Here is a 13,700-nt window from a genome sequence, read left to right on the forward strand (position 1 = left end):
CTCCGGGGGCATTAACTGCCCCCGAGAGGCACCAGCAGCACATCCACCTGGCTTGACGAAACGATAGATTTTGCCGAACACGCCGCCCGGGAAAAAAAGCTCTGGTTATGATTACCGCAGATAACCAGGTCAATATTCTCCTTCCTGCACATGGCGAGAATATGTTCGCTTAACTCCCCGGTGGCGATTACCGACTGGTGAACGGGATAGTTTGCCCTCTCTGCCAGCTCGCGCAGAAATTGCTGCGTTTCCTCCTGAAGAACCTCACGAATATCTTCCAGCATCGGCGCAGCCAGCTGATTATACATTTCAGGTTCAGCGGCCAGCGTGATCAGGCTAATGCGGGCATTGCTCGGGCGGGCGATGGAAACGGCGCGGGCGACAAGGTGGTGGCTTTCAGGCGAAACAGCAACGGAAACAAGAAGATGGGAGTAACTCATCACACACTCCTTTATGTCAGAATGACGCGTTTTCCCAGCTTTACCGCGAATCTGGCGCTGCTGCAAGAGGGGCATACGACAGAAATGTGAAGCTTATCATAATTATTCATTAATTATTCTTATAAGAAGAATAACTAAAACGCCGCCCTAAATGAAAATAATTAACAACTTAACGCAAATCACACATTTAACCTTCCGTGCTGTTAAATCGCCTTAATCGATACTCAACGCGGGTGCGATAATTACCCTGCGAAACTACCTTTCCTTTCATCGACGATAACCTACTGTTTTTACTTAATTAACTACACCTGTTTTCTATAGGGGTATACCCAAAAGGCGAAAGGGCAGCGGGTTTACGCTGGCAGGCAATTTCCGTGCCCGATCCGCCATTCCTCTGCATGGGTATTCGATCAATAAGAATATAAATCAGCTTCGATTGTTCGAAAAGTAGACAAATTACAAGTCGTGCTGATGGATTTATAGGTTACATTCGCGTAAATTATGTGACGTGGATCACATTTATTTTAAATTTCAGGGGGGGCTGCATTGTATGTGTCAAAACTGACGAGTAGAGTTTGCGTCGAATTAGGAAAAATCTTAGTTATTTGTAAGAAAAGATAAAATGTGTAACCGACTTTTGGGCCATGTCAGCCGGTCACGCGCTTTACGACGTACAAACCTTAATTCAACTATGCATTTAGCCTTTTCTTTTTATACCGGGTGATTTCCCGGCGACATCACGGGGTGCGGTCTTACCGCATAAAAATAATAGTTGGTTATTCGGGATGGGAAAAATGCATACATCCGAGTTGCTAAAACATATTTATGACATCAATTTGTCGTATTTACTGCTCGCGCAGCGTTTGATTAGTCAGGATAAGGCATCAGCGATGTTTCGTCTGGGTGTTACCGAAGAGATGGCAACCATGCTGGGTGGATTAACGCTCCCGCAAATGGTCAAGCTGGCTGAAACTAATCAACTGGTTTGCCAGTTCCGCTTTGATAACCCGCAGACCATCACGCGTCTGACTCAGGAATCCCGCGTGGACGATCTGCAACAGATCCACACCGGTATTCTTCTCTCCACCCGCCTGCTCAGCGAAATCAGCCAGCCTGATGACGTAGCCCGGAAGAAAAGGGCTTAACAATGAGCGAAAAAAGCATTGTTCAGGAAGCCCGTGATATACAGCTGGCGATGGAACTCATTACGCTGGGTGCTCGTTTACAGATGCTGGAAAGCGAGACGCAGCTGAGCCGTGGTCGTCTGATCAAGCTGTACAAAGAATTACGCGGAAGCCCGCCGCCGAAAGGTATGCTGCCGTTTTCGACAGACTGGTTCATGACCTGGGAACAGAACATTCATGCCTCCATGTTCTGTAACGCCTGGCAGTACCTGCTTAAAACGGGCTTATGCAGCGGCGTTGATGCCGTTATCAGAGCCTACAAACTTTACCTTGAGCAATGCCCACAGCAGGAAGAAGGGCCCCTGCTGGCGCTAACCCGCGCATGGACGCTGGTGCGTTTTGTTGAAAGCGGAATGCTTGAACTGTCGCGCTGCAACTGCTGCGACGGCAATTTTATTACCCACGCGCACCAGCCTGCGGGCAGCTTTGCCTGTAGTTTGTGCCAGCCTCCGTCCCGGGCCGTAAAAAGACGTAAACTTTCCCGGGATGCTGCCGATATTATTCCACAACTGCTGGATGAACAGATCGAACACGCTGTTTAACCCGAACCTGTGGGCAAGATTCCAGCAGCGGTAAGCGATTACCGCTGCTTTTTTTTACCCTGCGTTCCGGTAACGCGCTCGAACTGAACGTCCTGCCATAGTCACTAGCGGAAGGATGATGTCGTGCTTATCTTATTAGGTTACCTGGTAGTTCTCGGTACAGTTTTCGGCGGATACATGATGACCGGCGGGCACCTTGGAGCACTCTATCAACCGGCTGAACTTGTCATCATCGGCGGCGCAGGGGTAGGGGCTTTTATCGTTGGTAACAACGGTAAATCGATCAAGGGCACGCTGAAGGCGATTCCGCTGCTGTTTCGTCGCTCAAAATACACCAAAAGCATGTATATGGATCTGCTGGCGCTGCTCTATCGCCTGATGGCGAAGTCGCGCCAGCAGGGGATGTTCTCGCTTGAGCGGGACATTGAAAACCCGAAAGAGAGCGAAATTTTCGCCAGCTACCCGCGCATTCTTGCCGACGCGATGATGCTCGATTTTATCGTGGATTATTTGCGCCTGATCATCAGCGGCAACATGAACACCTTCGAAATTGAAGCCCTGATGGACGAAGAGATCGAAACCCACGAAAGCGAATCCGAAGTGCCGGCAAACAGCCTGGCGCTGGTGGGCGACTCGCTTCCGGCCTTCGGGATCGTGGCGGCGGTCATGGGCGTGGTGCATGCCCTGGCCTCGGCGGATCGCCCGGCGGCAGAGCTGGGCGCGCTGATCGCCCACGCGATGGTGGGGACGTTCCTCGGTATTTTGCTGGCCTACGGTTTTATCTCCCCGCTGGCGAGCGTTCTGCGCCAGAAGAGCGCCGAAACCACCAAAATGATGCAGTGCGTGAAGATTACGCTGCTCTCTAACCTCAACGGCTATGCGCCACCGATCGCCGTCGAATTTGGTCGTAAGACGCTCTACTCCAGCGAACGTCCGTCGTTCATCGAGCTGGAAGAGCACGTGCGCGCGGTGAAAAACCCAAACCAACAGACGACAACTGAGGACGCATGAAAAACCAGTCCCATCCGATCGTCATCGTCAAAAAGCGCAAGCATAAGGGGCACGGACACGGTTCTCACGGCTCCTGGAAAATCGCCTACGCCGACTTTATGACCGCCATGATGGCCTTCTTTCTGGTGATGTGGCTGATCTCCATCTCCAGCCCGAAAGAGCTTATCCAGATTGCGGAATATTTCCGAACCCCGCTGGCAACGGCGGTGAGCGGCGGGCCGCGCATTTCGAACAGCGACAGCCCGATTCCCGGCGGCGGTGACGATTACACCCAGCAGCAGGGCGAAGTCAAAAAGCAGCCTAACATCGACGAGCTGAAAAAACGGATGGAGCAGGCGCGCCTGAAAAAACTGCGCGGCGATCTGGATCAGCTGATAGAGGCCGATCCGAAACTGCGCGCGCTGCGCCCGCACCTGAAGATCGACCTCGTTCAGGAAGGTCTGCGTATTCAGATCATCGACAGCCAGAACCGGCCGATGTTCAAAACCGGCAGCGCCGACGTTGAGCCCTACATGCGCGATATCCTGCGCGCCATTGCGCCGGTGCTGAACGGCATTCCTAACCGCATCAGCCTGTCCGGACACACGGACGATTTCCCGTACGCCTCGGGAGAAAAGGGATACAGCAACTGGGAGCTTTCTGCCGATCGCGCCAACGCCTCGCGTCGCGAGCTGGTGGCGGGTGGGCTTGATGATGGCAAGGTACTGCGCGTGGTCGGCATGGCGGCAACCATGCGCGTTACCGACCGCGGGCCGGATGACGCCATCAACCGTCGTATCAGTCTTTTAGTGCTGAACCAGCAGGCGGAGCAGGCCATCCTGCATGAAAACGCCGAAAGTCAGAGTGAGTCACTGGACGATTTAAAACAGCCTGGGGCCGTCCCTTCGGCTGCCGTTCCAACATCGCCACCAGCCAATCCGAGGTGATAGCGTGAGCATGGATATTAGCGATTTTTACCAGACATTTTTCGATGAAGCCGATGAACTATTGGCTGACATGGAGCAACACCTGCTGGACCTGGTGCCTGAGGCACCGGATTCCGAGCAGCTTAATGCCATCTTCCGTGCGGCGCACTCCATCAAAGGCGGGGCCGGTACCTTTGGTTTTACCGTCCTGCAGGAAACAACCCATTTAATGGAAAACCTGCTTGATGACGCCCGACGCGGTGAGATGCAGCTCAATACCGACATTATCAACCTGTTTTTGGAAACGAAAGATATTATGCAGGAACAGCTCGACGCCTATAAAAGTTCGGCAGAGCCTGATGCCGCCAGCTTTGAATACATCTGCAATGCGCTTCGTCAGCTAGCGCTGGAAGCCAAAGGTGAGGCGTCCGCGCCGGTTGTCCCTGCGGCAAAACTGAGCGTTGTCGATGCGGTTGCCGGGACGGATGCTGCGCCTGCCGCACCCGCGGGCAAGCTTCGGGTTGTGCTGTCACGCCTGAAAGAGAACGAAGTCAACCTGCTGGAAGACGAGCTGGGCAATCTGGCGACGTTAAGCAACGTGGTGAAGGGCAAAGACAGCCTGGCCGCGACGCTCGACGGCGGCATTGGTCAGGACGATATCGTGGCGGTGCTGTGCTTCGTTATTGAAGCCGATCAAATCGCGTTTGAAACCGAAGACGCGGCCGCTGAAGCCCCCGCGCCGGTAGAGGACGTTCCTGCCGCGGTGCCCGCCGCGCCGGCGCTGAAGGCGGTACCAAAAGAGACGGCGGCGCCCGCGCGCGGTGAAAAACCGGCGGCGCGCTCCAGCGAGTCCACCAGCATTCGCGTGGCGGTAGAGAAGGTGGATCAGCTGATCAACCTGGTGGGCGAACTGGTGATCACTCAGTCGATGCTGGCCCAGCGCTCCAACGAGCTGGACCCGGTTACCCACGGCGATCTCATCACCAGCATGGGTCAGTTACAACGTAACGCCCGCGATTTGCAGGAGTCGGTGATGTCCATCCGCATGATGCCGATGGAATACGTCTTTAGCCGCTTCCCGCGTCTGGTTCGCGACCTGGCGGGCAAGCTCAACAAGCAGATCGAGCTGACGCTGATGGGCAGCTCCACCGAGCTGGACAAGAGCCTGATCGAGCGCATTATTGACCCGTTAACGCACCTGGTGCGTAACAGCCTCGACCACGGCATCGAGCTGCCTGAAAACCGCGTGGCGGCCGGGAAGTCACCGGTTGGAAACCTGATCCTGTCAGCGGAACACCAGGGCGGCAACATCTGCATCGAAGTGACCGACGACGGCGCGGGGCTGAACCGCGAGCGCATTCTGGCAAAAGCCGTTTCGCAGGGCATGGCCGTTAACGAAAACATGACCGATGAAGAAGTGGGCATGCTGATCTTTGCGCCGGGCTTCTCAACCGCGGAGCAGGTCACCGACGTCTCCGGCCGTGGCGTGGGCATGGACGTGGTGAAACGTAACATTCAGGAGATGGGCGGCCACGTTGAGATCCAGTCCAAACAGGGCGCGGGCACAACTATCCGTATCCTGCTGCCGCTGACGCTGGCCATCCTGGACGGAATGTCCGTCAAGGTGGCGGACGAGGTGTTTATTCTGCCGCTGAACGCGGTGATGGAATCACTCCAGCCGCGCGAAGAAGATCTGCATCCGCTGGCGGGCGGCGAGCGCGTCCTCGAAGTCCGCGGCGAGTACCTGCCGCTGGTGGAGCTGTGGAAAGTGTTCGAAGTGGACGGTGCCAAAACCGAGGCCACGCAGGGAATCGTTGTGATCCTGCAAAGCGCCGGACGCCGCTATGCGCTGCTGGTCGATCAGCTGATTGGCCAGCATCAGGTGGTGGTTAAGAACCTGGAAAGTAACTACCGCAAAGTGCCGGGGATCTCCGCTGCCACCATTCTGGGGGATGGTAGCGTCGCGCTGATCGTCGATGTATCGGCACTTCAGGGATTAAATCGTGAACAACGTGTGGCGTACACAGCCGCCTGATTAAGTAGAAGGTAATAACATGACCGGTATGAGTAACGTAACGAAACTGGCGGGCGAGCCATCTGGGCAGGAATTCCTGGTTTTCACTTTAGGTGACGAAGAGTACGGTATCGACATCCTGAAAGTGCAGGAAATTCGCGGATACGATCAGGTAACGCGCATTGCCAACACGCCTGCGTTCATCAAGGGTGTGACCAACCTGCGCGGCGTGATTGTGCCAATCGTGGACCTGCGCGTGAAGTTCAGCCAGGGCGATGTGGAGTACAACGACAACACGGTGGTGATTGTCCTGAATCTCGGGCAGCGCGTGGTGGGCATCGTGGTGGATGGCGTGTCTGACGTGCTGTCGCTCACCGCCGATCAGATCCGTCCCGCGCCGGAGTTTGCGGTCACGCTGTCAACGGAATACCTGACGGGGCTGGGCGCGCTCGGCGAGCGTATGCTGATTCTGGTGAATATCGAGAAGCTGCTGAACAGCGAAGAGATGGCGCTGCTGGATATCGCGGCCAATCACGTGGCATAGGTAAACGCAAAACGGCAACCCGGTTGCCGTTATTCGCGTTTGCAACCTCTCCCGTGGGAGAGGAACGGGGTGAGGACAACAGGCCTCACCTTTTTTTACACCCTTACGCTTCCTGCTCCACCAGCTCCGCTTGTGCCTCGCGCGCGCCTTCATTCTGCGACAGCATCGCCGTCGCAATGCCGTTCCCCAGCACGTTGATAGCCGAACGCCCCATATCCAGGAAATGGTCGATCCCCATCAGCAGCAGGATCCCGGCCACCGGAATATTAAAGCTCGGAATCGTTGCCGCCAGCACCACCAGCGACGAGCGCGGTACGCCCGCTATTCCCTTTGACGCCAGCATCAGGGTTAACATCAGCACCGTCACCTCGGTAAAGCTGAGGTGAATATTGTACGCCTGGGCAATAAACATGGAGGCGAACGAGCAGTACACCATAGAGCCAACCAGGTTAAACGAGTAGCCGATGGGCAGGACAAAAGAGGCGATATTTCGTGAGCAGCCAAAGCGTTCCAGCTGTTCCAGCGTTTTAGGATACGCCGCTTCGGAACTGCTGGTGGTAAACGCAACCAGCACCGGATCTTTCAGCATGGTCACCAGGCGGAAAATGTTTTTCTTCAGCACCATGTAGCCCACCGCCAGCAGCACCATACAGGTCAGGAGGATCGCCACGTAGTAACCGCCGATAAAGGAGGCATAGTTCAGCAGAATGCCCAGACCCTGGGTAGCAATGACGGACGAAATCGCCGCGAAAATGGCCAGCGGCGCAACGTACATCACGTAGCCCGTCACCTTCAGCATAATGTGCGATACCACGTCCAGCGCCGCAACCAGCGGAGCGTTGAATTTTTGGCCTAATGACGCGCCGCCGATGCCGAAGAACATCGAGAAGACCACAATTTGCAGGATCTCATTGTTCGCCATCGCGCCCGCAATGCTGGTGGGGATCGTGTGCGATACGAAGGCCTTCAGCGACATGCCGCTAACGGCCAGGCCGGTATCAACCGTCTCTGCCGGAATACTCAGGTTCAGGCCGCTGCCGGGTTGTTCCAGGGTAACAATAAACAGCCCCACCAGGATCGACAGCACGGATGAGCTGATAAACCACACCATCGCCTTGCCGCCCACGCGTCCAATAGTCGACGTTTCACCCAGCTTCATAATGCCCACCGTCAGGGTGCTGAACACCAGCGGGGCAATCACCATTTTAATCAGCCGCAGGAAAATGTCGGTCAGCAGCGTAATGTTCTCCGACCAGGCCTGAATCGCGTCGGGCGAAGCATACTCGTGGATCGCCGCGCCTGAAAGAATACCCGCCAGCATGAAAATCACGATGAAGAGCGTGAGTTTATTTGCACTTGCCACAAAAAGATCCTCTATGCACTAAAAGAGCTCCTGTGCCAACACATGCAAATTTTTTATTTAAGCACAGGAAAATATTCAGGGCATAAATTGAAGTAAAGCTGCGTCACATACAACTTGTTTTTAATTTTTATCGAATTAGTTGTTTTTGCTTCGCCGATATATCGTGATCGAGATCACACTTTAAGCGATATATCTTCAGGGCAAGCAAGAATAATGCCCGTTTTATTTTCCTAACTCTTTGTAATATTTGTTAATAGTCTGTTAATTCAGGGCGTATTGCCGTCAGAGCGGCGAAAGTGGTTGAAGCAGTATCCATAAACTAAATTCTCAGTAACCGCGGTGAGGGATGTTTAAGCGGGGCTAACATACTGAACAGTATGAATAAAATATGGCAAGCGAACCAGAATTTCTCCCGGAGGGCGGTAAATGAAAAGAAAACTTCTTGTTATCTGCGCGGGCACGCTGCTGGCGGCGACGACCGTCGGCCAGGCCCTGGCGGTCACCAGTAGCGGCACTATCGGTGCGACGCTCACGCTGACTAACGGTTGCTTAATCAACGGCTCGCCAACGCAAAACGGCATTAACTTCGGGACACTCGATTTTGGGACCCATCCGGCTACCTTCTCCACGCTGACAACGCAGCTGACCGGCGCCAGCGGAGGTAACACCTTTACCATTCAATGCACCACCGCCAGCTATACGGTGGCGATTACCGGCAACACCAACGCCACCGCGCCCGGTACCGTTGTCGGCACCCCGGGTACGCCGGGCCGCTATTTGATCAACACCGCCAACGCGGCGCAGGGCGTGGCCTACAGCCTGTTCAGCGATAGCGGTTACAACAACGTGGTGGCAAATAACGCCGCGCTGCCGGTCGCCTCTACGGCGGGTGGGGTGGATAGCTACACCCTCTACGCACGCATAACGGGCGGCGGCAACAGCGTGACGGTCGTACCGGGAACCTACACCGACACGATTAACGTCAGCGTAACCTACTAGTTCAGCCATGAAGGCGTTGTGTTCATGTCTGCGCGAGCGCGCAGAGGGCGTCGTGCACCCTTTTTTAGCCCTGGTCGCCGGGTTGATGATGATCCCCGGCGCCGGGGCGGTGACCACCCAGTCATTCAGGGTGAGCGCGACGGTTGTACCGGGCTGCTCGGTGAGCACCGGCACGGGCGGACGCTTCGGGACGCTTGACTTCGGGACCCACAGCGGCGTGAAAAACACGCCGGTGAGCACCAGCTTTGTCGCCGACGGCGCGTTGTCCATCGCCTGTACGCCGGGCGTGGCGCTGAGCATGAGCATTAACGGCGGGCAGAACTACAGCTCGGTGCGGCGGATGACCCGTTCAGGCGGGACAGAGGTGGTCGGATACCGCCTCTACAGCAGCAGCTCGCTGGCCGCAAACAGTGAAATAGGGGTTAACCAGGCCATACCCGTTACCTATACCAACAGCAATAACATCGCGCTGCCTTTATTTGGCGTCGCGCTCCTGACGGGGTTCAGCCTGCCGGGAACTTATTCAGATCAACTCACCGTGACCTTGTCATGGTAGGAAAGGGAGAGCATTGATGAAGCCATTTTTCAGGCGGTTATGCCTGGCGGGGCTGCTGGGGACGACGGCCCTCGCGGCGGGTCAGGCGCGGGCAGCGGCAACCATTCTCCTGTGGCCCATCGATCCGTGGCTTTCGGCAGACGCCAAAGCAACGGAGCTGTGGATCCAGAATCAGGGAAACAGCGCCACGACAATGCAGGTGCGCATTGTGCGCTGGAAGCAGGAGGGCGGGTATGAGCGCTATACGGCGCAGCAGGACGTGGTCGCCAGCCCGCCAATCGTGACCATCGGCAGGGGCAATAAACAGCTGATTCGCCTGATCAGGCAGGGGACGATCCCGTCGGGCGTCGAGCAAGCCTACCGCATTATCGTGGATGAACTGCCCCAGCCGGATGCCAAAGCCGAACCGTCCATGGGCCTCAAGCTGCAAATGCGCTACTCCATTCCTTTATTCGTCTACGGTCAGGGGATCCCCACCATCAACGAAGGCGCGCATCATGCGCTGGTAAACCCCGGCAACCTGAGCTGGCGGGTCATTCAGGAGCAGGGTAAACCCGCGCTGCAGGTGCGCAATCAGGGGGACGTTCACGTCAGGCTTAGTCAGGTTGCGGTTGAGCAGGGCGGGCAAAAACGCACGGTTGCCGAGGGGCTGCTGGGCTATGTGCTGCCGGGCAGCACCCGAAGCTGGCCGCTTCCGGCAGGTATTTACCAGCCGAACCGGATGAGCGCGCAAATCAATGCCAGGGATACGCAATGGCAATCGACCCCCGACAGCTGAAACCGGCAATGATGATCCTGCTTTGCGTCAGTACCAGCTCGTGGGCCGAAGGCGGCGACGACAGTTTACCGCCGCCGCCGGACGCGCGGTCGATGAACGGCGAAGCCGTGTTCCAGCTCGCACTGGTGCTGAACCACTATGACACGGGCCAGGTCGTGCCCGTGACGCAGCGCGGGGGCGCCTGGTTTATTTCGGGGGCGGATTTGCTTCGCGCCGGGCTGCCGCCGGAGCACGTGCCTGCCGGAGAGGTGAACCTTTCAACGCTTTCATCGGTGCGCGTGGAGTATGACAGCAGCGCCCAGCGGCTGTTGCTGACGGTCCCCCGGGAGTGGGTAGCGGCGCGGGTCACCTCGTTTAACGGTCAGAGCGCGCAAAGCAAGCCGCATTATGGCCGGGGCGCGCTGCTCAACTACGACGTTTATACCAACCATACCGAGCACACGGGCGGCCAGGCGTCGGTGTGGCATGAGTTCCGCTATTTCAACGAAGACTATTCATTTTCTTCGACAGGGTACGCGCGACAGAATTTCGCCGGAAGCAGCGGGCAGCAGGAGGGGTACGTGCGCTACGACTCAACCCTGCTCATCACCAACGAGGACGATGCCACCACCTGGACCGCCGGGGACGTCATCAGCGATGCGCTGAGCTGGAGCAGCAGCGTGCGCATGGGCGGGATCAGCTACGGGCGCGACTTCTCCCTGCGCCCGGATCTGGTGACCTGGCCGCTTCCGGAATTTTCCGGTGAGGCGGCGGTGCCTACCTCGGTCGATCTGTTTATCAACGGCTACCGTTCCGGCTCTACCCGTCTTCAGCCGGGGCCATTTACCCTGACCAATCTGCCCTATATTAACGGCGCGGGGGATGCGGTACTGGTCACCACCGACGCGCTGGGGCGGCAGGTGAGCACCACGCTGCCGTTTTACGTCAGCAGCGATGTGCTGAAGCAGGGGCTGAGCGACGGTGCAGTGACGCTGGGTAGCCTGCGGCGCAACTACGGCATCGAGAATTTCGATTATGGCCCGGCGGCGGGCAGCGGATCGTATCGCTACGGTGTTACGGACTGGCTGACGCTGGAAGGCCATGCGGAGGGGGCGGAGTCGCTGGCGCTCGGCGGTGCGGGCACGGTGGTGAAGCTCGGGCGATTTGGGGTGGTCAATACCTCTTACACCCAAAGCCGGATGCGCGGCGACGAGGGGGGGCAGATGAACTGGGGCTATCAGTACAGCACCAGCGAGTTTAGCGTGGCAACCCAGCATACCCGGCGCGACCGCGGCTTCGGCAACCTGGCTCTTTACGATCGGCCCACCGTTTATGATGAATATGATAACCCCGTCGCGAGCCTGAGCCGCAACACAGATCAGTACTCCCTGACCTTTAACCTCGGGGATTACGGCAATATCGGCGCGGCGTGGATCGGCGTGGAGAATTTTGACAGCCAGAAAACCGAGCTGCTCAACCTCTCCTGGAGCCGAAACCTGTGGGGCTCAAGCAGTATTTATCTGGCCGCCAGCCGCGACCAGCAGCGGGGCGACTGGACGGTCGCGCTGTCGCTTCAGGTGCCGCTGGGCGAACGGGACAGCGCTGCCGTCACCTTTGAAAATACCCCGGACGCGGGCAGCACCCAGCGCGTCAACTATAACCACTCGATGCCTTCGGACGGCGGCTTTAGCTGGAATATGGCCTGGGCCAACCAGTCGCGCTCGAGCAACTACCAGCAGGCCACGCTCGGCTGGCGCAACAATAACGTTGAGCTTCAGGGGGGCGGCTACGGCGAGCAGGGCATGATGACGTGGTGGGGCGAGGCGATGGGCTCCATCGTGCTGATGGACGGTGAGCTGTTTGCGGCGAATAAAATCAACGACGCGTTTGTGGTGATTAGCACCGACGGTCACCCGGACGTGCCCGTCAGCTACGAAAACCAGCCGGTCGGAAAGACCAATAACAAAGGCTATCTGCTGGTCAGCGGCGTGTCAGCCTATTATCCGGCGAGCTACCGCATCGATACCCTGAACCTGCCGGCGGATACCCGGCTGAAAGAGACCGAGAGGCGGGTGGCGATTCGCCGCCACAACGGCTATCTGGTGGATTTTCCGATGGAGCAGGAGCGCGTCGCCAGCGTGATCCTTCACGATGCGCAGGGGAATGCCGTTCCGGTGGGAAGCCAGGTCAGGCGCGCTTCCCGCAGCAATGCGGTGGTAGGCTATGACGGCATCGCCTGGCTGGAAAACCTGAACGACGTGAACCCGCTGGAGGTCACCACGCCGGACGGCAAACGCTGTACCGCCACGCTGACCGTGGGCGAAAACCCCGGGCATAAGCTGCAAACCTTCGGTCCGCTGACCTGCCGGGAGGCGCCGTGAAGCGCCTGCTTATCGCGCTCCTGCTGCTGTTCTCCGGCGGCAGCTGGGCGGCCTGCACCGTCAGTACGGTGAATGCCGCGTTTGGCAGCGTCACCTCGTTCGCCCTTAGCGGTACGGGGGAGGTGCAAACCACCGGCACGCTGGTGGTGGCCTGCGATACGGTCCTCAACCTGCTCACCAACGACTCGGTGACGCTGACCTACACCTCGGCGTCGATAGCCGCCAACAGCCGCGCCACCATGAAACGTACCGACAACGCGGCCATCGCTGACGTTATTCCTGCGCGCCTGTGCGGTACCTCAGGCTGCGGGGCAAACAGTGAAGTGCAAATCAGTAAAACCTATAGCTGGAGCGGCAACACGCTGCTCGGGCTGCTGGGGTCACGGCGCTACAATATTCCGCTTTATTTCCGTACCGTGCCGGGGCAGAACGTCACGGCCGGGCCGTACCAGGTGTTGTTAACGTTCAGCATCAGTTACAACGTCTGTGCCGTTGGCGCAGCCGGACTATGCCTGACGCCGCAAACCGGCACGGCGACCACCTCCATTCTGCTCAACATGAACGTGACCAACGATTGCAGCACCATGAGCACGCCGGACGTCAACTTCAACAGCGCGCCGCTGGTGCAAAACTTTCCCACCGTCTCACAGTCCGTTGCCGTAACCTGCACCAAGGGCAGCACCTACACCATAGGCATTAACAATGGTGCCAACGCCCTGAACAACGTTCGCCGTATGGTCAGCGGCAGTAACTTTATGAGCTACGACATTTTTAAAGAGGCGTCGGGCAACCGCTGGGGCGGCAGCGGCAGCGAGCGCTGGGCCAGCGCCAGCTCCTCCCAGGTCAGCACCGACGGGCTTTTGCGCACCTACAACTACACCGCTAAGGTCCTGACCAATCAGGCCACGCCGCCGGCAGGTACCTACACCGACACGCTGATCGTTGACGTTGCGTTCTGACTCCCCGCGCTTTTCCCTTTCGCAAATGTAAAGTTCCCGTGGCCT

General features: G+C 57.4%; 13 protein-coding genes. 11 read left to right on the forward strand and 2 right to left on the reverse strand.

The annotated features are described in order from the left end of the window. Positions 1-11 precede the first annotated feature (11 nt). A complete protein-coding gene (gene uspC / locus IM304_RS08585; protein ID WP_193354661.1) occupies positions 12-440 on the reverse strand; it encodes a universal stress protein UspC in 429 nt (142 codons plus the stop codon). Between the two features lie 794 nt (positions 441-1,234). Here uspC and flhD point away from each other — a divergent pair. The 6 genes from flhD to cheW all read left to right on the forward strand — a co-directional run bounded on the left by flhD (position 1,235) and on the right by cheW (position 6,640). Next, on the forward strand, positions 1,235-1,585 hold the full coding sequence (gene flhD, locus IM304_RS08590; protein ID WP_209007143.1) for a flagellar transcriptional regulator FlhD: 351 nt from the start codon (positions 1,235-1,237) through the stop codon (positions 1,583-1,585). A 2-nt stretch (positions 1,586-1,587) separates the two neighbouring features. Then, the gene (gene flhC / locus IM304_RS08595) at positions 1,588-2,166 is read left to right on the forward strand and encodes a flagellar transcriptional regulator FlhC (protein WP_193354660.1); all 579 of its coding nucleotides are present in this window, start codon (positions 1,588-1,590) and stop codon (positions 2,164-2,166) included. Positions 2,167-2,289: 123 nt separating this feature from the next. Continuing rightward, complete coding sequence (motA, locus tag IM304_RS08600) at positions 2,290-3,177, forward strand: flagellar motor stator protein MotA (RefSeq protein WP_003859696.1); 888 nt, start codon at positions 2,290-2,292, stop codon at positions 3,175-3,177. After that, entirely contained in the window at positions 3,174-4,103 is a 930-nt protein-coding gene (gene motB / locus IM304_RS08605; RefSeq protein WP_148418102.1) for a flagellar motor protein MotB, read from the forward strand. Before motA ends, motB begins: the two co-directional genes overlap by 4 nt. A 4-nt stretch (positions 4,104-4,107) precedes the next feature. Beyond that, on the forward strand, positions 4,108-6,117 hold the full coding sequence (gene cheA / locus IM304_RS08610; RefSeq protein WP_193354659.1) for a chemotaxis protein CheA: 2,010 nt from the start codon (positions 4,108-4,110) through the stop codon (positions 6,115-6,117). A 19-nt stretch (positions 6,118-6,136) separates the two neighbouring features. Continuing rightward, on the forward strand, positions 6,137-6,640 hold the full coding sequence (gene cheW / locus IM304_RS08615; protein ID WP_003859699.1) for a chemotaxis protein CheW: 504 nt from the start codon (positions 6,137-6,139) through the stop codon (positions 6,638-6,640). Positions 6,641-6,743: 103 nt separating this feature from the next. Here the strand turns inward: cheW and IM304_RS08620 are convergent, their stop codons facing one another. Further along, the gene (locus IM304_RS08620; protein ID WP_148418100.1) at positions 6,744-8,003 is read right to left on the reverse strand and encodes a dicarboxylate/amino acid:cation symporter; all 1,260 of its coding nucleotides are present in this window, start codon (positions 8,001-8,003) and stop codon (positions 6,744-6,746) included. A gap of 426 nt (positions 8,004-8,429) precedes the next feature. Between IM304_RS08620 and IM304_RS08625 the strand changes: the two genes are divergently transcribed. From IM304_RS08625 to IM304_RS08645, 5 genes are read left to right on the forward strand one after another with little or no spacing between them, the layout of a single operon-like run. Further along, entirely contained in the window at positions 8,430-9,002 is a 573-nt protein-coding gene (locus tag IM304_RS08625) for a spore coat protein U domain-containing protein (RefSeq protein ID WP_148418099.1), read from the forward strand. A gap of 7 nt (positions 9,003-9,009) precedes the next feature. After that, on the forward strand, positions 9,010-9,558 hold the full coding sequence (locus IM304_RS08630) for a spore coat U domain-containing protein (protein ID WP_176610023.1): 549 nt from the start codon (positions 9,010-9,012) through the stop codon (positions 9,556-9,558). Between the two features lie 16 nt (positions 9,559-9,574). Continuing rightward, positions 9,575-10,336: a molecular chaperone gene (locus tag IM304_RS08635; RefSeq protein ID WP_148418097.1), complete on the forward strand. Its 762-nt coding sequence runs from the start codon at positions 9,575-9,577 to the stop codon at positions 10,334-10,336. After that, positions 10,312-12,696 (forward strand): fimbria/pilus outer membrane usher protein, encoded by a 2,385-nt coding sequence (locus IM304_RS08640; RefSeq protein ID WP_193354658.1) that lies wholly within the window; start codon positions 10,312-10,314, stop codon positions 12,694-12,696. The genes IM304_RS08635 and IM304_RS08640 overlap by 25 nt, the downstream gene beginning before the upstream one ends. Continuing rightward, entirely contained in the window at positions 12,693-13,655 is a 963-nt protein-coding gene (locus IM304_RS08645; RefSeq protein ID WP_193354657.1) for a spore coat U domain-containing protein, read from the forward strand. Before IM304_RS08640 ends, IM304_RS08645 begins: the two co-directional genes overlap by 4 nt. The last annotated feature ends 45 nt before the right edge of the window (positions 13,656-13,700 follow it).

The organism is Enterobacter cloacae complex sp. P40C2 (assembly GCF_014930695.1).
In the GTDB taxonomy this organism is placed as follows: Bacteria; Pseudomonadota; Gammaproteobacteria; order Enterobacterales; family Enterobacteriaceae; genus Enterobacter; species Enterobacter pasteurii.